The sequence below is a fragment of the Agarilytica rhodophyticola genome (genome assembly GCF_002157225.2).
Lineage (GTDB): Bacteria > Pseudomonadota > Gammaproteobacteria > Pseudomonadales > Cellvibrionaceae > Agarilytica > Agarilytica rhodophyticola.
The window spans coordinates 6594062-6614142 of the sequence record NZ_CP020038.1 but is presented as its reverse complement, the minus strand read 5'-3'; the positions used below and the strand labels follow the sequence as shown (position 1 = coordinate 6614142).

The window sequence follows — 20081 nt, the reverse complement described above, 5'->3', positions numbered from 1 at the left end:
GTGGGCTCCAATACTAGCGATATATGAATATGATGGAAGTGTTCTTATCTTGAAGAGTGATTTTCTAAGGTTTCTTTTAGAAGTTCATATTGCTTTATAAATTCAGGTAATAGTTCTTTCATTTTATTCTCGTCGTTTTTTGCTAGCTCAATTTCTTGTGATATTTCCTGTAACTTTATAGCGCCTAAATTAGAGACGGAACCTTTGATAGAATGAGCAATAGCGCTTGCTTCTTCTGTGCTGCCTTGGGCAATATTTTCTTTAAGACTATCTATTTTATCTGGTATATTATCGAGAAACATGTTAACTAAGGTGTTTAGACGTTCTTCTTTTCCTCTTACTCGCTTCAACGCAGATTCTTTGTCCCATATGCTCTCTGTTAGAGATACAACATTTGATATTTTTTTATCTCCTAGGTCTTTGACCTCAGTAATTAATTCGCTGTTAAGCCACTTTTTCAGTTTTTTTGTAAGTTCGTCGGGGTCTATAGGTTTTGTGAGATAATCGTCCATACCAGATGCAAGGCATTTTTCTTTGTCGCCTTTCATAGCATTAGCAGTCATTGCAATTATTGGAATAGTTGGGTTAGGTATATTGTTTCCGCCTTTTCGGATTTGCTTTGTTGTTTGGTAACCATCCATCTCTGGCATTTGGCAATCCATAAGTATTAATTTGTGGCGTGTTTGTTCATTTGATTTTTCTAAAGCGTCTAATGCTTCTAGGCCATTATTAGCAATATCAGTATGAACATATAAATCTTCTAGTATTCCTAAAGCAACTTCTTGGTTAATTGGGTTATCCTCTACCAGTAGGAGCCTTATTCTATGGGGGTTTGTGGATATCGTACTTTGGTCGGGTGTTATAATTATGGAACTGTCAGAGGAAGTATTTTGTTTTAAATTGTGTCGATTAAGTAACGGCATAGCTTGACTTAGAGCTTCGCCGTTTTCCATGATGATAGCCAGAGCATCATGCAGCTCCGACTCAGTTGATGGCTTTGGGAAGTAGGCTGCAAAACCTAAGTCAGCAAAATAACGGGCGTCGCCTCTTTCTCCCATTGATGTCATCATTATCATTTTCATGCTATCGAAAGCTTGATTTTTACGGATTTTTTTTCCTAAAGATGCGCCATTCATACCAGGCATTTGCATATCTAGAATAGCCACAGAAAAGAATTCATCCGTATTATTTTTTACACGATCTTCCAATATTTCTAGCGCTGCTTGAGCATCTATTGCTTCTATGACTTTTGCTCCCCACTTCTCTAGTTGAGCCCGCAGAATTTCACGATTTGTCGTATTATCGTCTACCACAAGTATGTATTTGTCGTGAATGTTAAGTGCTGGTATCTTATGTACTTTTTGTTCACTTATCCCTAATGTCACATTGAATATGAATTCGCTGCCGATACCTTCTTCACTAATTACGGAAATAGAACCATCCATCAATTCACATAGTTGCTTGACTATTGCGAGCCCCAAGCCTGTACCACCATATTTACGTGTTGTGGAAGCATCCACTTGACTGAAGGATTTAAATAATTTATTTATTTTATTTTTGGGTATCCCAATACCTGAATCTTTTACTGAACATATAAATTTTGCTTTACCATTATCTTCTAATATAAGTTCAGTTCGGATAACTATTTCGCCTTTTTGAGTGAACTTTATTGCATTTCCTACTAGGTTTGTGAGTATCTGTCTAAGCCTACCTGGATCACCTTTTACCATTGAATGTGTTATCTTTCTGCTATCTAAAAGTAACTCATTTTTCTTCTCTTGAGCACGATAGCCCATCGCGTTAGCAAATTCTTCGAGATGAGTGCTTAAATTAAAGTCAATAATTTCTAAGTCTAACTTGCCTGCCTCTATTTTCGAGAAATCTAGTATGTCATTTATTAAGGTCAGCAATGATTCGGCACTTGTTTTAGCCAGCTTTGCATAGTGTCTTTGTTGATCCTTCAAGTCTCCTCTCATTAGTAGGCTGAGCATTCCCAATACGCCATTAAGTGGTGTACGAATTTCATGACTCATACTTGCAAGGAATTCGCCCTTAACACGAACTGATTCTTCTGCTGCTATCCTCGCTTGGTTTCGCTCCTCAGTTATTTCCTGTAATCGCTTATAGGGAGCAATAATGGTTATGTTGCCTGAAACTAGTATGACGAGGAAAGTTAATCCCATCGTTAAAGCAATACTACCCATAATTCTCCACAAAAACGCATCTTTTTGCGCGGCCATATTTTGCGTGTCGATTTTGTATTGCATTTCGATACTAAGCGAAGGTATGGTATGTGTTAAAGTCAAGGTTTGTTTTGGGGCTCCACTCGAAGCCGAATCTAGTGTTACTCCATTCTTACTAAGTGTTAAAGATCTTTCACCAGAAGAGAAGAATAAGGAAATCATAGCTAGTAGATCTATTTCAATCTCGCTCACTAAGATGCCTTCTACTGAATTCCTTAAGTCCACTGGAACTGCTAATTGGAAGTAGTTTATATTTTCTTGGTGTACAAGATTGACTTCAAAAGGACTTTCGCCCTCGATTAGTCTATTAAACCATGGGCTTTCCATATCATATTCAAATTGCATACTTACGGTGCGAGAATAGACGGACTCGGCGGCTATATTGAGTAGTGTCATATTCTCATGTTTTCCTAGAATGGTGATATCATCCAGAAAATCACTTAAGTCTGCTTGAGAAATACCAGAACCCATAACGGCATTTTTAACTATGGGATAACGCGAAATATCTTGTAATACAGAAACTCTATCCAAAACAAAACGCTCTAGATATTCGCTGGTCAATTTTTTTTCAGTTTGGCTTGCTGTTTCTTGTATTTCTAGTATAGATTTTTCAATATAAGGAACTGTTATAAAAAGACCGATTACTATGGCTAGCGAAAAAGACAAACATATCGTGATTAGAAAACCGCGAGAGTAGGATACAGTACTGAATAATGAATCTTTGTTTATGGAGAACATTTTTTTACTGAGTATCTAAAAAAATAAATCTGGTGCTATTTGCTTTAGATATTTTACGTATTAGTATTTATTTCATGACGATAATCTCATTCTCTTCTCCGTAGCGGGCCATACAAAAGTTTGATATATCTAAAGCTTCGTGGGCCGTATCATTCTCTTCAGTAAAAACGGAAAAGGGTTTTGAGTAATTTTTAACGAGACCTTGCACGGGTGATTCGAGATTTTCTAATGCTAGCTTTAATTTCTCTCGATTAATATCCATGTCCTCTACAAGAGAGAATTCTTGTAATGCTTGGATTAAAATTTTTCCCAAGTCGTATGCATGAATGAAACCAACAGGTGCCTGTAAGTCTTTTTCAACTCTAAGTTCGGGAAATAATTTCTGAGCTCTTTTGAAAACAGATTGTGAAAAGGGAGTTTCTTTAGAAGAAACGAAAGAAAAACATGTTTGTATAAAAGTCAGGTCGAGCTTTTCACGCATGCTAGCATCGACAACATTATGGAATTCCCCACCTGTGATACCCCAGTGACTCAATATTGGAAGTATCGTTTTATTTTCCATAGAAAGCATGGCATGCATAAGTGTTTTTCCATCATTGGCGTTGCCAACAAATAAAATACAATCTGTTTTATCTTCAATTATACTTCGAAGTTTTATCCTTAAGCTTGCTTCAGACACACTCCAGTTATACCAAGTTAATGAGGGCTCTTTGTTTAAGAGTTTTTTTACAGCATGAGTCATTGTTTTTCGGTTAGATTCGCCCCAAGGGGTCTGCTCGAGTAATAGGTGAGGTGTTTTACATGCACGTTCATTGATAGCATATTCGGCGATCTTTAATCCTGCTCTGGTATCGTCGATTGATAACCGAAATACCCAATTATTTTCAGATGGATAGCGTGTTATGGGGCCTCCCGCTGCCCATGGAACCAGAGTCAACATCTTTTGCTCATTGATCAGAGTGCGGTTTTTTATCAAAGGTGGCGAATGCATACCGGCCATCACTAGCAAGGTGTCTGGATCGGCAAATGCTTTTTTCATATTGAGCTTACTACGTGTGACATTGCCTCGGTGGTCCATAGGCACAAACTCAATACTATAGTTTTGTACTATATTGTCGATCTCATCAAATGCGGTTCTTATCCCCATCTCTATTGAATTTGCGGATGCTTGATGATGCTTCCAATCAGCGTCAAGCGCTATTTTTATCGTAAGGTTATTCACCGTTGAAGCAAACGCACAGGTCTTGATAGACAAGATAAAAATTAAGATAACTAATAAACTCAAGTTACAATGGTACGACCTTCTAGGCATTCTTATATCGCTTATTAAGTGGTAGTTTTCAATGTGCAATAACGAACTTGGCGGTCAGTTCTATGGCATTAGTTTCATTTTTTGTTATTACAAATATATGAGCTAATGCTTGAGAAGCGCTCAGCTATATGGCATCTTTCTTTGCTCTACTTCTTTCATTGTAGACTACATAAAGAGCATGCCCACGCATTCTGTGGTTTATATTTGAGCTATATGAAATGAACTTTTGGTAGTGCTTTTCATCTGCTTTGTCGCAAAAATCTACGCTTTCAGATCGTGTCTTCTCGCTTGTCACATAAATCGTTATTTTCTACTTTTGGTATAAATACATCGCTCTTTTATTTATAAAAATGGCACGACAAATATATGCGATTTTGGCATAGTGAATTTGGATAATGTTCGTATAAACAAAGTATTTCACGCTCCTACCGCACGCCTCACCTTTTTGGATGTACCGTAGTAGATTTATTTAAATATGATCTAATAATAAATAATAATGAGAATAGTTTGTTATGAAGAAGAAAATAATAATGTATTTAACAAGTATTATATGGTTAGTTTTGATGTCCTCACCGTCATTTGCAGAAACTGCTAGTAATAGGTCTGCCATAGATGGTTTGCAATCCTGGGGCCTCGTTCGTCGCGATAGCGCAGGTATTGCACATGTGTCTGCATTAAAAAGGCGTGATATGTTCTTTCTACAGGGATATGTGCATGCACAAGATCGTCTATTCCAGATGGATCTCGGTCGCCGGCAAGCTAGTGGAACACTTGCAGAACTACTTGGTGCCGAGCTGCTACCTTCAGATATTGAACTGCGTACCATCGGCGTTCGGCGGGCTGCGGAAAGATCTTTTGATGCACTCTCTGAGCAAACAAGGCGAGATCTTGTAGCTTACTGTGATGGCGTTAATGCTTACGTGCAGAAGCATGGCCTGCCCCTAGAATATGCTGCAATCGAAATCACAAACTTTGAACCATGGGTTCCGATTGACAGTATTGTTATCGCTAAAGCTTTGTCCTTAAGTCTATCTTTTGATACAGAAGATATTCTACGTACTGTGACTCTGTCTCAATTTCAAGCCAGTGGCGTAGCCAATAGTTTCGATGGCGCGGCTTTATTTTTCCAAGATTTATACCGTACGGCACCTTTTGACTCCGCTTCAACTATTCCTGATACATCTTCAGCTTCCAATGTTGCTTCAGTACCAAGGCTATCTACAATGGCATCTTTATCTACTACTGTTGAAGAAGAAAAAGTAACTGAACGAATTGATCTAAATGTAGCAAGGCTTGCTGGTAATTATTTAGAGCGCCTACAAAAAGTCAGTTTTTTTAGCGAATTAATGGCCGATGATGTGGCGCGAGGTTCCAACGAATGGGCGATAAGTGGCAGATTAACAAAGAAAGGACATCCTCTTTTAGCTAATGATCCACACCTTGGGCTTACTACCCCTTCAATTTTTTACCCTATGCAAATTCGCTCTCTTTTTGGTATTAATGCAGTGGGCAATACCATTCCTGGTACACCTTCTATTGTGCTTGGTCATAATCGCTATATTACATGGGGATCTACCACAAACCCTATGGATGTTACTGATGTTTATCAAGAAACTGTCGTGCCTGATCTTTCTTCACCCAGTGGCTTGAGCACTATTTTTCAAGGACAGCGTGAGCACATTCAGGCGATTTCGCAGCAATATAGAGTGAATCAGATTGGCAATGGTAAGAATGACGATGTGGTAGTTGTCTCTGGCGATAATATACCAGCGGTCACTTTGATTGTTCCTCGTCGCAATCAGGGTCCTATTGTTGAATTTGATCAGGCGACAGGCGTTGCTCTAAGCATTCAATATACAGGCTTTAGTGCAACCCGCGAATTAGATGCATTTATTGGGTTTAATGAGGCTCGCAATTTGGAAGATTTTAAGCATGCTGTAAGTTTCTTTGATGTCGGCTCGCAAAACTTTGTGTATTCTGATCGCCGTGGAAATATCGCTTATTTTACTAGTGCTGAAATGCCTCTACGTGAAGATTTAGAAGCGGGTTTTATCAATGGTTTACCTCCCTCATTTATTCGCAATGGCTCAGGTGGAAACGAATGGTTGCCTGCAACCGAACCCGAGAAAAATCAAACATTGCCCTATGCTATTTTGCCTGCTGCAGAAATGCCACAAGTCATCAATCCTAAAAATGGATGGTTCGTGAATGCCAACAATGATCCCGCTGGTACCACTCTGGATAACAATGCTTTTAATCAATTGCGTCCAACAGGGGGAATTTATTATTTAAATTCAGACTATGCGAAAGGCTTTCGAGCTGGCCGTATTACTCAACTTATTCGTCAATATTTAAACACAGGCGATAATAAAATATCATTTGAAGAAATGGAGGCGATACAAAATGATGTTGCATTGCTCGATGCACAATTTTTTGTTCCGCATATTTTAAATGCAATGGATAGAGCTTCTAAAAATGGTGTTGCTACTGAGTTGGCTGCCTTGGCGCAAGATAATGTACTACTATCTGCAGTCGAGCGATTACGACACTGGAATTTTAATACTCCCACAGGAATTGTAGAAGGTTATGATGCCACAGATTCAAATGGTGAACTTAGCGAACCTACACAAAGAGAGATAGATGAGAGTGTAGCTGCAACTATTTATAGTGTTTGGCGTGGTCAAGTTATCCAGCATATTTTTGGCCAAACACTTGAACCACTAGAGTTGGCGCGCCCTGATGCTTCCCTTGAAGTGGTGGCTTTGCGCAACCTTTTGGAGAATTTTTCAGTAAACAATGGTGTTGGTGCTTCTGGTCTGAATTTTTTTAGCGTGCCAAGTAACGCTTCAGCGCAAGATCGTAGAGATATTGCTTTACTGCAAAGTCTTACTAAAGCTCTCGAACTGTTGCGAGGCGATGAGTTTGCTACCGCGTTTAATTATTCCACAAACCTTGATGATTATCGCTGGGGGAAATTACACCGTATTGTTTTTAGTAGTGCGTTAGGTGAACCGTTTAGCGTTCCATCGAATGGAACAAATTTTCCTCCACCACTCGAGGGTTTAGCGGGTATTCCTACTGATGGAGGTTTCGGTGTTGTTGATGCATCATCTCATTCGGCAGCGGCACAATCAGAAAATGATTTTATGTATGTTAACGGGCCTGCCAATCGTTTCGTATCTGAACAAAACTATTGGCGAGGAATTCGTGCTAAATCCACATGGCCAGGTGGAACGAGTGGTGAATTTGGCAACCCAAATTATTTTAACTTATTACCAAACTACTTGACCAATGATCGTATACCTTTACTCTACCGTTACCGAGACGTACGCAAGGATACGCAGTCGATGACATTTTTTTATCCTAAATATAAATAAGTCTCGCTTTGTAGATGAGCTTATCGAATTTACTTTCGGTAAGCTCTCACTGCTATATGGAAAGTATATAAAGCGATATTTACGCTGTACGTTTAAAAGTGTTTATATCAGTGTATCGTAGTTTTCGGTGGCGCTAGTATATAGTGCTAGTCGGTGTTCAGTTCCCACTTTTTCATGGAAGAGTATATCTTATGTCCCACTAATTACACTTATGTCATATAAACTGGAAAATTATTTGATATAATGTGTACAGTCTTAAATGTAATGAGGTTTTTTTATTTTATTATCTATTTTTAAAATAGATAATAAGCGTGCCATTTTATCCACTCTTATTTTTATATTTGCTAACTGTGTCGCAGTGAATTAATTTCTTCTTATTTTTATTCTTTTTTAAGCTAAAAAATAAACTATGTGAAATTCTACTAAGTTTGTATTAACGCAAAAACTTAAATCTAAAAGTTTCGATAAAAGAAAGTGTTTGTGAACGCATCGTTATGAACGCTAATGTCTTCCATCTTGGATTTAATGTGTGGCCTCCAACCCCATAACATTAATTCAAGGTGTCACATAAAATGATACACAAATTTAAGAAAAAAGCGGGTAGTTTAATCGCTGCTACATTACTACTGCCTTTAAGTTCTGCATCTGTTTGGTCTGCAGTTGATACTCGTGATGTTCGTGTTAATCAGATTGGCTATTTGCCTTTAGCAAATAAAGTGGCGACGGTTATTACTTCAGCTTCACAATCGGTTTCTTGGGAGTTACGTCAAGGTTCTACCGTTGTTTTATCTGGCAATACGAGCGTTTATGGTTTAGACAGAGCTTCTCAGGATAATGTGCATAAAGTAGATTTTTCCTCTTATAGTGTTCCTGGTAGCTATCGTTTATGGGTGCAAGGTGAAGGGGAGAGTGTTGCATTTGATATTAGTGATAGTCTCTATCCTGATTTACCAGCAGAAGCTATGGAATACTTTTATTTGCATCGTATGGGTGAGCCTATTTTAGAACAGCATGTGAGCGAGCCTGCATGGGCGCGTGCGGCATTACATCCAGGTGATGATGCTTTACCTTGCTACCAAGATTGGTGTGCTGGAGAAGTATTTGATGTGAAGGATTCCTGGGCTGATGCGGGCGATTTTGGAATATATGCTGTTAACCATGCCATTTCTGCTTGGACTTTACTTAACTTGTATGAAGCGGATAAAAGCCGCTTTGCAGATAATAGCTTGAATATTCCTGAAAGTGGTAATGGTATACCAGATATTCTCGATGAAGTTGTATTTGGCTCTACTTTTATGCCAGGTATGTTACCAAAAAATACTAATCTTCTTGCTTCTCACAAGGCACATAACACCACTTGGAGTGGCTTCCCTTTAACAGAGGCGAGCATCCCATCAGAAAATACGACGCCGCGTCATGTGCGTCCGCCTTCTACCAACGCGACATATGCCGTGGCCAGAACAAGTGCTCATATTGCACGCCTTATTCAACCCTACAATGCTGCAAAAGCGAATGAACTTTGGCGTGCTGCAAAGGATGCTTTTGACCGAGCAAGTAATCTGCCTTTAACACTGTGGACCATTGTTGGTGAACAAGGTGGCGGGCCATATGCGGATAGAAGTTATCTAGATGATCGCTATGCAGCAGCAGTGGAAATGTATTTGACTGCTAGAGCTTTATCAGACAACGCTGAAGCTAGCTATAAATCTACAGTAACAAGCAGTGAGCATTTTGGTGAGATCGCCGATTTCGGTTGGATACAAGTTGATGGTTCTGCGACTTTATCGCTAATTGCAGCTGAAGATAGTGGTTTATCAGCGGCACAGGTAAACATGTTAAGAAGTAATATAATTACTGCGGCAGATAATTTCTTAGATATTTTAAATAATAATGGTTATCCAACGCCTTATGACCCTGTTAGTTATGATTGGGGATCGAATTCGACCGTATTAAACCGCATGATTGTTATGGCTTACGCTCATCAAATTAGCGGAGATAACAAATATCTAAATGGGCTGTTACAGTCGATGGATTATTTGATGGGTAATAACTCCATGAAACTCTCTTATATTACCGGTTACGGAGAATTCAACGAATCCGATACTCATGATCGTCTTGCCTGGGGATATTATATTAATAATGGTATCAGTTATCCGAAAGGTTGGGTAAGTGGTGGCCCCATGACTAATAGCAATAGTTGTGTCGGTGAGAGTTCTACCCCACTTAATGTCGCTACAGCCAAAGGTTATGCCGCACCTGATACAGCGCCTAGTGCATGGTGTTCTAAGGAAAATACGATTAACTGGAATGCACCTCTGGTATGGGTAGCCACTTATATTCAAGAAAATTCATCAAAACTGGGTTCTTGTTCAAATAGCTGTGCACCAACAGCCGCAGATGTATCCATACAAACCTTGGCGGGATCAAGTTCGCAAGTTACCTTAAGTGCTAGTGATGCAGATGGCTCTATCGCATCCTACACTATTGTCGACGCGCCTCAGCAAGGTAGTGCAACAGTGATGGGTAATACAGCCACTTATATTGCTGATGCAACGGCTAATGGTTTGGATAGTTTCACTTACACTGCTACTGATGATGATGGTTTAGTGTCTAATGTCGCTACCGTCTCAGTTAATATTTCTGCTGAAACAGTGAGCATTGGCCAACCACAAAATAATCAGCAATTCTTCAGTAATGAAGTGATAACGGTCAGTTTTTCTAGTAACACGCAGAAAGATATTTCTTTGTATGTAGATGGAGTAAGCCAAGGTGTTGTCAGCGGCAGTTCGGTTGAAGTAGGGCCACTTGCTGCGGGAGCTCACACTATAGAGCTACGCATCAACAACACAACAATTACTGATTCTATCAGCGTATCAGTAGTAGATCCCGCACCCGCAGGCGTGAGCTGCGAATTGGGTGGCACCAATATTTGGAATAGTGGTTTTGTGTTGAATAATATCGAAGTAACCAATACCGGTACTGACACAATAAATAACTGGTCGGTAAGAATTCCAGTAAATACCGCTATTTCCATTGTTAATGCATGGAATGCCACTGTGACTGTATCGGGCAATACTATTATTGCTAATAGCATCTATCCGTTAAGACCAGGCGCCTCCATAGCATTCGGTATGCAAGGTGCTCACAGTGGTAACTTTAATGCTCCTAGTAGTTGTGTAGAGAATTAATCTTCTTATTGCCTATTCACAGGGTGAAATAAGAATGCTCGACAAATGTTAGAGCGCTGATTTTTTCTTGAGCAATGTGTTTACTTGGTACAAAAGGGTCGACATTTTCGGCCCTTTTCTTCATACGATTCGTTATACATTTGTAATAATCTGATATTTAAAGTTGTCTAGAAAAAACGTAATATATCAAACATAGTATTTATCCTGAGCAGGCTTTCTGAAGGTAAAATTTGAATATTAGAAAGCAGCTGAAACTACTTTTCTACTCAAGGGTCTATTGCTGGGTATACTAGTGCTGATTATCTATAAAATACTGAATCCACATTGTAAGTGTGGCCATTAGTATTTTTTTAACATTTTATAGAGATGTGATTATTGTGTTGTTAAAAATTGTTAGGAAAGGTTTGGGGGCTGTCATTGTCGGAATTGATAAAATGACGCGGCCAAAACCTATTGAACGTAGCCCTGAGGAACAGGCTCATGCACAGGGGTTAATGGAAGGATTGTCTTTGTATCAACTTCACGGCTGCCCTTTCTGTATTAAAACCCGTCGTGCAATATTTAAACTCAATGTTAATATGGATATTCGTGATATTGGTGATAATGTAGAATATCGTAATGAGCTGGCAAGTAACGGTGGGCGGGTTATGGTACCTTGTTTACGAATTGAAGAAGGTAATCATGTTCGTTGGATGTACGAATCCAATGATATTATCGATTATCTTGAAACGCGCGTTGCTTAAACTAATACATACATTAGTTTAAAGGCTTATTTACTTTTTGTATTTAGCTTCACAAGTATTAACCCAGTGTAGTTATCTACTGGGTTAATAGAAATGAAGAAACAGTGTCCTATTTTATCTGTCTACTCTATAAGTTGCTTTGTATTTTTTATAAGATTAAAGCGATAGGATGGGTATCTCAAACTACCATCGTTATACTTACCACCGATATTCAATACGCCTAAATCAAAGCTAGACCTATGAATGTTAGCGGTTGCATCAATTACTGAAAAGCTGATGGCCGTTGCGTGAAATCCCGAAACATCTTTATTAATAAGTATATGATTGAGGTCTATTACTTTCATCATTTTCGCATCTAAAACAAAAGGTTGAATAATATCGAGTTCAGAGTTTACTATTTGTCCATTGGGTTTTTTTATGTCGACACTGACGCTCTCGATAGCGATGGATCTATTTCCCGAGTTAATAAAAGTAAGACGATGTTCTACTTTTTCACTTAGTGTAGTTGTAGAGTTAAAGTTTGATATTACATCTAATTCTATTTCAATATCATATTGTAAATAAATACTCACAGCAGACATAATAAAAGTAATAAGTATCCCTGTAATATTGATTTTATTGTCTCGTGTATATTCAGTTAATGCAGTACTTATAGTCATAGTTATATTATTAGTATTGTTGGAGTAAATGTTAAGATAAATGCTTGAGATGAAACTTTAAGGTAAATCTTTTAAAGTAAAGTGTTGAGATAACTGCTTGAGTTTTATTTCTTAAATCCCCAGAAAAGTTGTCGCCAGAATGATGTAGGGATATTGTCATCGCCGTTAAATCCGAGCACAACTCGGCCTGAAGATTCAGGAATATAAGCTGTTTTAAAAATGTAATCCCAAATACTTAAACTGATACCAAAGTTAATACCATGGTGGTGTTGTTGAGGAAGATGGTATGCATGGTGATAAAGGTGCATAACAGGATTGTTAAATATATATTTAAATGGCCCATAACTTAAGCGTAAATTCGCATGGTTTAAGTGGCCAATAACAATTGATGCAAAGTGTATAATATAAGCATGCTCTGGTTCAAAACCGCCCAATACCATAACACCTAATGTCTTCATTGGTTTGTATAAAATGTTTTCCATCCAGTGATAACGTAAATGAGCAGCAAAACCCATCTGTTTTGTGTCATGGTGCAGCTGATGAAAACGCCATAGTATTTGGAAGCGGTGTAAGCAAACATGTGTGCACCACTGTAGAAGATCTAGCAGAATAAAAAATACTAGCAGTTGTAAGATTAATGGTAGCGAAGATAAATCGATTATTGTTAGTGAATCTGTCTCTATGCCAAGCCTATTAAACATATGGCTCAATACTTGATAGATACCACTTATCATGATGCTAAAAATAAAAAAATTGAAATACATATACCAAGCATCTTGCCAAAAGTTATGACGCATAAGCTTTTGGTCGCTACGCCATGGAAATAATATTTCAGCACTCCATACAGCTAAAGAAATAATAGTTAGGCCCCAAAAATAGTTTTCAACAATAGGGACTTCAAAAATAATATTTCGCCATACCCATGCAGCTGTTCCAGTAAGAGTATCGACAAAAATCAATAGATAATCCATATCTGTATTTTTTATGCCTTAGCTTTACATGCGGCTGCGGTAAATATAACGTCAGTTGAGCTATTTAAGGCTGTTTCTGCTGAATCCTGTAAAACGCCGATAATAAATCCAACTGCCACTACTTGCATTGCCACATCATTGGAAATTCCAAACAGTCCGCAGGCTAAAGGGATCAGTAAAAGGGAACCGCCAGCAACGCCTGAGGCTCCACAAGCAGATACTGCCGCCACAAGGCTTAAAAGTAATGCCGTGGCAAAGTCAGTTTCTATCCCCAGAGTGTGCACTGCCGCCAGTGTTAAAACTGTAATGGTAATAGCCGCACCTGCCATGTTGACTGTTGCTCCCAGAGGTATGGAGACCGAATATGTGTCTTCATGCAATTCTAGTTTTTCTGCCAAAGCCATATTGACGGGTATATTGGCCGCAGAGCTGCGTGTAAAAAAGGCGGTGATGCCACTTTCACGCAGACAGCGCAATACTAAAGGGTAGGGGTTAATTCTAATCTTCCAAAACACAATGAGCGGATTAATAATTAAAGCAATAAAGAGCATACAGCCTAGTAATACAGTTAGTAACTGAGCATATCCCCATAACGCCTTAAAGCCCGTGCTTGCAACAACTGATGCTACTAAACCAAAAATCCCGATGGGGGCCAGACGGATAATAAATTTCACAATTGTTGTTACAGCATGAGATAAATCGCTTAGGTTTTGCTTGGTGGACTCATTGGCGTGTCGTAGCGTAATGCCTAGGCCTATAGCCCAAGCAAGAATACCAATATAATTACCACTGCTTAGGGCGTTGATTGGGTTATCGACAATTTTGAACAACAATGTATGCAGCACCTGGCCAACACCCTGAGGAGGGTTAGCATCGCTTTGTGATACAGCTAAAACCAGTTCTGTAGGAAATAAAAAACTTGCCACTACGGCGGTAAACGAAGCTAAAAACGTACCGATAAAATAGAGCAGTATGATGGGGCGCATGTGAGTATCGTTGCCCGGCTTGTGGTTGGTGATCGAAGCTGTTACCAGTATGAATACCAAGATGGGAGCCACAGCTTTGAGGCCACCGACAAAGAGCTGGCCTAACAATCCTACGGCTATTCCCGCAGACGGCGATACTGACGCGAGGCATAGGCCAGCAATGATACCAATGAGTATTAACTTTACTAAGCTTGTCGTTTTCGCGATTTTTATTATAGTTGTCAGAATGTTGTCCACTTTTCCGCCTTGCTGTTTATTTGTTCGAAGAGATTGCTCTATACCGAAATTAGGCTTTAAGGTTATTAACGGATAAGAGCGATCTTGCCTCTACTATTAATCTCTCTGTCATTACTTCGATGTATTTTTACATCATTTGTCGTTGTATGCATTTTATTAATTGATGATTTTCTTGCTGGAGCGATAACCCTGGGTTTGTCCTTAATTGTCTAGAAGCTTGTTTTTTACGAGACTCATGTCACGAAACTGTATTAAAGCTCTAAAAAATTGACTGTATAACATACTGAGCCAAGGAAATATGGTAAAAATATAAATAGGGTAGAGAGTTTTTGTCTTGATTTTGTAAAAGTTATATCTAGTACCATCTCTTATATTCTAATAACTGCTTTAGTCTAATCTAGGGTGTGAGATGGTGAGGGTTTCAAGGGGGCTACACATGGCTGTATCGGCGATACCTGAGGGTTTTGGTTCGGTGACACCTTATTTACTTATTCGCAATGCGTGGGCAGCAATTGCCTTTTACCGCGAAGCGTTTGGTGCTGAAGAACTGCAACATATGCCTACCCCTGATGGCAAAATTGGTCATGCTGCAATCAAGATAGAAAATACTCAAGTGATGTTGGCTGAAGAGTGTCCGGATATTGGTTTCTTTGGCCCTCAAGCGTTGGGTGGCTCTAGTGTGAGCCTAATTATATATACCGATGATGTTGATACCATGTTTGCTCGTGCACTGGCCGCTGGTGCTGAAGAGCTAAGGCCCGTTGAGAACCATTTTTATGGTGACCGAGCTGGCACATTGAGAGACCCCTTCGGCCATATCTGGACATTGGCAACTCATATTGAAGATGTCAGTAATGAAGAACTTGAGCATCGTTCAGAGGCTTTCTTTAAAGAGCAGCAAATAGCACAGCTGTAGGCTTTTAATCTGGCTTCATAGGGCTGCGTCCCTTTCTTATTGTAATCGATTGGCTAAAATATCTACTATTTTTTCAAGATATTGTTGGTCTTGCTGATCAAAAGAAGCCAGTTGATCTGAGTCGATATCCAGGATGTAGGCCACTTCTCCATTACTGTTACGCACTGGTACTACAATTTCTGAGCGACTCAGAGAAGAGCAGGCTATATGTCCGGGAAATGCATCTACATCTTCGACAATGACTGTAGTATTGTCTTGCCAGGACTTACCGCATACACCTTTGCCAAAAGCGATACGTGTACAGGCGACAGGCCCCTGGAATGGGCCGAGCACAAGTTCGTCACCATCCACGCGATAGAAACCAATCCAAAAGAAGCCAAAAGTTTGCCAAAGGGCAGCAGCGGTATTGGCAAGATTAGCGGTAATATCTTTCTCGTCGCTAATAAGTGCTTCGATTTGGGGAATGACATCGTCGTATTTTTGAGCTTTGCTGCCATCATTAATCGTTAAATCGTGTGCCACTACTTTCCTCACATATTGTCTTTGGTTTCGAATCTTTTGGTTTCGTAGTTTTTAAATACGTTGTCGACATCAAACCTACGGCCATTCATTGCGATATATACACCCGGTTCAGAGCTACTGAGTACGCCAAGTGCAGTGCCAATATTAAAAATACCATCTGTTTCTTTAAAGATTGCAGGTTGCATTGCCCCTGTAAAAACAATAACTTTCTGTGTTTGCTTCGGCAGATAATTAGCCGTATCGCTCATGGTATCGGTGCCGTGGGTAATAAGAATATGGCTGGCATTGCTATTGCTGATTTTTTCAGCAATCTGTGCTCGGTCGCTATCGTCTAGTTCTAGACTGTCTTTCTTACAAATAGCTTCGACCTCAAAATCGAATGATACGTTCATTGCCTTGAGTACAGAGGAGACAACTGGTTCACCTACTTCATACTGGCTTTTTGCATCAAAATATACTTTATCGATGGTGCCGCCTGTTGTCAGAATTAAAAGTTTCTTCATATTTTTTGCCCCATAATTTGGCGGAGTATAGCGGTATCAAGACGAAATTGTCTTTCATTATCGTATCTTTTTTGTGTTTTCGCCGAATTAGATTTCGCATAAGGCGGAGGTTGCTGGCAGCATATTCGTTTTAACTTCGATATACTTAAACGCTAGAAACCTATAACCAATAAGGCGCTATACATGCAAGATATTGTCAACTTTCTCAACGGGATTATATGGAGTCCTGCACTCATTTATTTGTGCCTTGGCGCAGGCCTGTTTTTCTCGGTACTGACACGCTTTGCTCAGGTTCGTCATTTTAAAGAGATGTGTCGTTTACTGTTCTCAGGAGAGAGTTCGAAAGAAGGGGTATCGCCCTTCCAGGCGCTTACCATGTCTCTGTCTGGGCGAGTAGGTACTGGCAATATTGCTGGTGTTGCAGCCGCCATTGGCTTTGGTGGGCCAGGAGCTATTTTTTGGATGTGGGTAGTGGCGTTTCTTGGTGCTGCAACTTCTTATGTTGAGTGTACGCTAGGGCAAATATACAAAGAAGAATATGAAGGACAATATCGCGGTGGCCCGGCATATTTTATGGAAAAGGCAATGGGCCAAAAATGGTACGCATGGATTTTCGCCATTGCGACGATTATCGCAACAGGACTATTGTTGCCGGGTATTCAATCAAACAGTATCGGCAATGGTATTGCGCAAGCTATAGGTGAAGGCGAGATAATCGAAACATCTATGGGGGCGATCAGCTTTACTAAATTGGTTGTAGGTAGCTTCGTTGTGATTGTGCTCGGCTTTATTATCTTCGGAGGTGTTAAGCGGATCGCGAAGTTTACCGAAATTGTTGTGCCGTTTATGGCCATGGCTTACATCATTATTGCATTAATCATCATTATGCTGAATTTTGACAAGTTGCCCGGTGTTATCATGATGATTCTTGGAGATGCTTTTTCCCCTATGGCGGGTGTTGGAGCCGCTATAGGTTGGGGCGTGAAGCGTGGTGTTTATTCCAATGAGGCAGGCCAAGGCACAGCACCTCACGCTAGTGCCGCTGCCGAAGTAGCGCATCCCTCTCAGCAAGGTTTAGTACAGGCTTTCTCTGTATATGTCGATACCCTATTTGTATGTTCTGCGACAGCCTTTATGATTTTGATTACCGGAGCATATAATGTACACGGTAGCGCGGAAGGTACTTTACTTGTGCAAAACGTTGCGGCGGAGGTTGCGGCGAATAGCCCTGCATATACTCAACTCGCTATTGAAAGTGTGTTTCCCGGAATTGGCAATATTTTTGTGGCCTTTGCCCTTACATTTTTTGCTTTTACGACAATCTTGGCTTACTACTATATTGCCGAAACAAACGTAGCGTATTTACGTCGATCTGCCAATATTCCAGGCTTAGCAGCGTTCTTAAAAGTAGGTTTAATGGCCTCAACTTTTTATGGTGCTGTAAAAACCGCTGATTTAGCTTGGGGCTTGGGTGATATTGGTGTCGGTCTTATGGCTTGGCTCAATATTATAGGTATTCTGATTATTTTCTTTGTTGGCCGTCCTGCGATAAAAGCCTTAAAAGATTATGAGCAGCAGAAAAAAGCAGGGGTATCCAATTTCACTTTTGACCCTCAAAAGTTAGAAATTAAGAATGCAAAATTTTGGGAAGATCGACTCAAAAAATAATCGTAATAACAGGCCCTAACCATGATAGCAGTAGAAGTTTTATTAGGTTTTATAACAGCATCTTTCTTACTTGCTTTGGTACCAGGGCCAGATAACATTTTTGTACTGACTCAAGCTGCTGTCAATGGGCGTGTTGCTGGTGTATTTATTACGCTTGGCCTGTGTTCTGGGCTTGTTTTACATACAGCAGCTGTTGCCTTGGGGGTTGTCGCTATATTTCAATCTTCACCACTTGCCTTCAGCATTTTAAAAGTCTTAGGTGCCGCCTATTTACTCTATCTTGCATGGTTATCATTTAAAGCAGGTAAAGAAGAAATCGACCTGAAGAATTCTGCTTCCCTAGGCTTAGCGAGACTTTATTTGCGTGGCTTTATCATGAATATTACAAACCCTAAAGTAGCAGTTTTTTTTCTCGCATTTCTGCCTCAGTTTACTAATGTGAATGCAGGCCCATTGATGCCTCAAATTATTTTCCTCGGTGTTATATTTATGGTGGTAGCACTGTTTACTTTCAGTTCTATTGCTGTAGTGGCGGGTTCTCTAGGAGGATGGCTGCGCCGTTCTGAAAGGGCGCAGCAAATTCTTAATCGTGTGGCAGGAGTGGTATTTGTAGGCTTAGCACTCAAACTTGTTACGGCAGAGCGCTGAGTATTCTTTTTAGTATCTTTTTTGTTAATCGCTTTCGTAAATAATAGTCGCTGTTTCTCTATCATCTTATAGGTATATATTTTGGCCTCTCCCGAATCTGATGCTCTCTCACCCAGAAAACATAGTGTTTATTGGCAAAGACCTGATATTATGCTTTTGGCGATGGTCTTCATTATGTCTTTTTGTTTCGCCACGTGGCAGGTTTTGCTAAACAATTTTGTTGTCGAGCGGGCAAGCTTTACTGGTGTCGAAATTGGCATTCTGCAAAGTGTTCGAGAAATTCCTGGCTTTCTAGCATTTACCGCAGTATTTGTATTGCTAATACTTAAAGAACAGGTGTTTGCAGTGTTGTCACTGGGAGTCATGTGCCTAGGCGTCGCTATGACAGGTTTCTTACCTTTTGAATATGGCCTGTATTTTACTACGGTTATTATGTCGATAGGCTTTCATTACTTTGAGACCATGAATAAGTCATTGACACTCCAATGGTTGAGTAAAGAGGAGGCTCCCTATTTTTTAGGTAAATCCTTATCGGTAAAAGCTGTCGCTTCATTAGCCGCTTATGCAAGCATATTTGTATGTATGGAGCTATTAGGTGTGGATTACGTTTGGGTGTACTTTGTCATCGGCACCATTGGTGTCATTGCTTCTTTGCTTATCTTTCAAAAATTCCCTCTTTTTCAAATAGGTGTTGGTCAAAAAAAACAGTTACTACTTAAACGACGCTATTGGTTGTATTACACCTTGGTTTTTTTGAGTGGTGCTCGTCGCCAAATATTTGTGGTTTTTGCCGGCTTTATGATGGTTGAGAAATTTGGCTACTCGGTTGCCGACATTAGCACACTCTTTATTGTGAACTATTTATTCAATTTTTTCTTTGCTAGCCGCATCGGTAAATTAATAGGTGTTATAGGTGAGAGGAGAGCACTTATTTTCGAATATACAGGTTTGATATGTGTATTTTTAGGTTATGCATTTGTTGAAAATGCAACCTTTGCTGCTTCACTTTATGTTATTGACCATATGTTTTTTGCGTTAGCTATTGCTGTTTCTACTTATTTTCAAAAGGTTGCTAATCAAGAAGACATCGCTTCAACCGCAAGTGTGAGTTTTACCATTAATCATATCGCGGCGGTTGTTATCCCCGCTCTATTAGGAATGGTATGGGTGGTGTCAACAAAAGCTGTTTTTTTAGTCGGTGTTGGTTTTGCTATCGCTTCACTAATCTGCTCATGTAACATTCCTCTTAAGCCTTCAAAATCTAATGCAGTTCTATGGGGCAAACGGTTTGCTGGTCTGTAATTTCTAATATCTCCATTCATAAAAAAGCCCTATAAGCAACAAGGCTTATAGGGCTGACTATAAAGTCT

The 20081-nt window shown here is 39.7% G+C and carries 14 protein-coding genes; 7 read left to right on the top strand and 7 right to left on the bottom strand.

The window, feature by feature from the left end:
* Window positions 1-44 precede the first annotated feature (44 nt).
* On the bottom strand, window positions 45-2909 hold the full coding sequence (locus BVC89_RS27310) for a response regulator (protein ID WP_158658159.1): 2865 nt from the start codon (window positions 2907-2909) through the stop codon (window positions 45-47).
* 139 nt (window positions 2910-3048) lie between these two features.
* A complete protein-coding gene (locus tag BVC89_RS27305) occupies window positions 3049-4203 on the bottom strand; it encodes an ABC transporter substrate-binding protein (protein WP_245929254.1) in 1155 nt (384 codons plus the stop codon).
* A gap of 653 nt (window positions 4204-4856) precedes the next feature.
* On the opposite strand from BVC89_RS27305, the gene BVC89_RS27300 reads away from it, so the two are divergent.
* The 3 genes from BVC89_RS27300 to BVC89_RS27290 all read left to right on the top strand — a co-directional run bounded on the left by BVC89_RS27300 (window position 4857) and on the right by BVC89_RS27290 (window position 11601).
* A complete protein-coding gene (locus tag BVC89_RS27300) occupies window positions 4857-7670 on the top strand; it encodes a penicillin acylase family protein (protein WP_158658158.1) in 2814 nt (937 codons plus the stop codon).
* A 572-nt stretch (window positions 7671-8242) separates the two neighbouring features.
* A complete protein-coding gene (locus BVC89_RS27295) occupies window positions 8243-10858 on the top strand; it encodes a glycoside hydrolase family 9 protein (RefSeq protein ID WP_086934247.1) in 2616 nt (871 codons plus the stop codon).
* 377 nt (window positions 10859-11235) lie between these two features.
* On the top strand, window positions 11236-11601 hold the full coding sequence (locus BVC89_RS27290) for a glutaredoxin family protein (RefSeq protein ID WP_086934775.1): 366 nt from the start codon (window positions 11236-11238) through the stop codon (window positions 11599-11601).
* A gap of 122 nt (window positions 11602-11723) precedes the next feature.
* On the opposite strand, the gene BVC89_RS27285 is transcribed toward BVC89_RS27290, so the two are convergent.
* The 3 genes from BVC89_RS27285 to sstT form a co-directional block, all read right to left on the bottom strand.
* Window positions 11724-12260 carry a hypothetical protein gene (locus BVC89_RS27285; protein WP_158658157.1) on the bottom strand — a complete coding sequence of 179 codons (537 nt, stop codon included), beginning with the start codon at window positions 12258-12260 and terminating at the stop codon, window positions 11724-11726.
* Window positions 12261-12364: 104 nt separating this feature from the next.
* On the bottom strand, window positions 12365-13231 hold the full coding sequence (locus BVC89_RS27280; RefSeq protein WP_086934245.1) for a sterol desaturase family protein: 867 nt from the start codon (window positions 13229-13231) through the stop codon (window positions 12365-12367).
* 11 nt (window positions 13232-13242) lie between these two features.
* Window positions 13243-14454: a serine/threonine transporter SstT gene (gene sstT / locus BVC89_RS27275; RefSeq protein WP_086934244.1), complete on the bottom strand. Its 1212-nt coding sequence runs from the start codon at window positions 14452-14454 to the stop codon at window positions 13243-13245.
* A 436-nt stretch (window positions 14455-14890) separates the two neighbouring features.
* On the opposite strand from sstT, the gene BVC89_RS27270 reads away from it, so the two are divergent.
* The gene (locus BVC89_RS27270) at window positions 14891-15370 is read left to right on the top strand and encodes a VOC family protein (protein ID WP_086934243.1); all 480 of its coding nucleotides are present in this window, start codon (window positions 14891-14893) and stop codon (window positions 15368-15370) included.
* 36 nt (window positions 15371-15406) lie between these two features.
* Here BVC89_RS27270 and BVC89_RS27265 read toward each other — a convergent pair whose 3' ends face one another.
* Together BVC89_RS27265 and BVC89_RS27260 are read right to left on the bottom strand one after the other, a co-directional pair.
* Window positions 15407-15892, bottom strand: a complete 486-nt coding sequence (locus tag BVC89_RS27265; RefSeq protein WP_086934242.1) for a GAF domain-containing protein — start codon at window positions 15890-15892, stop codon at window positions 15407-15409.
* Window positions 15893-15900: 8 nt separating this feature from the next.
* Entirely contained in the window at window positions 15901-16395 is a 495-nt protein-coding gene (locus BVC89_RS27260) for an asparaginase domain-containing protein (RefSeq protein WP_086934241.1), read from the bottom strand.
* A 183-nt stretch (window positions 16396-16578) separates the two neighbouring features.
* Here BVC89_RS27260 and BVC89_RS27255 point away from each other — a divergent pair, with 183 nt between their 5' ends.
* From BVC89_RS27255 to BVC89_RS27245, 3 genes are all read left to right on the top strand, one after another.
* Window positions 16579-18063, top strand: coding sequence for an alanine/glycine:cation symporter family protein (locus BVC89_RS27255; RefSeq protein WP_086934240.1), 1485 nt, complete (start codon window positions 16579-16581; stop codon window positions 18061-18063).
* Between the two features lie 21 nt (window positions 18064-18084).
* Entirely contained in the window at window positions 18085-18711 is a 627-nt protein-coding gene (locus BVC89_RS27250) for a LysE family translocator (RefSeq protein WP_086934239.1), read from the top strand.
* Between the two features lie 150 nt (window positions 18712-18861).
* Complete coding sequence (locus BVC89_RS27245; RefSeq protein ID WP_086934774.1) at window positions 18862-20013, top strand: MFS transporter; 1152 nt, start codon at window positions 18862-18864, stop codon at window positions 20011-20013.
* Window positions 20014-20081 lie beyond the last annotated feature (68 nt).

Excerpts from the sequence above, each read along its gene's own strand:
- BVC89_RS27300 (WP_158658158.1), top strand. The coding sequence starts at position 4,857 with ATGTCCTCACCGTCATTTGCAGAAACTGCTAGTAATAGGTCTGCCATA.
- BVC89_RS27295 (WP_086934247.1), top strand. The coding sequence starts at position 8,243 with ATGATACACAAATTTAAGAAAAAAGCGGGTAGTTTAATCGCTGCTACA.
- BVC89_RS27285 (WP_158658157.1), bottom strand. The coding sequence starts at position 12,260 with ATGACTATAAGTACTGCATTAACTGAATATACACGAGACAATAAAATC.
- BVC89_RS27280 (WP_086934245.1), bottom strand. The coding sequence starts at position 13,231 with ATGGATTATCTATTGATTTTTGTCGATACTCTTACTGGAACAGCTGCA.
- BVC89_RS27270 (WP_086934243.1), top strand. The coding sequence starts at position 14,891 with ATGGCTGTATCGGCGATACCTGAGGGTTTTGGTTCGGTGACACCTTAT.
- BVC89_RS27260 (WP_086934241.1), bottom strand. The coding sequence starts at position 16,395 with ATGAAGAAACTTTTAATTCTGACAACAGGCGGCACCATCGATAAAGTA.
- BVC89_RS27255 (WP_086934240.1), top strand. The coding sequence starts at position 16,579 with ATGCAAGATATTGTCAACTTTCTCAACGGGATTATATGGAGTCCTGCA.
- BVC89_RS27250 (WP_086934239.1), top strand. The coding sequence starts at position 18,085 with ATGATAGCAGTAGAAGTTTTATTAGGTTTTATAACAGCATCTTTCTTA.
- BVC89_RS27245 (WP_086934774.1), top strand. The coding sequence starts at position 18,862 with ATGCTTTTGGCGATGGTCTTCATTATGTCTTTTTGTTTCGCCACGTGG.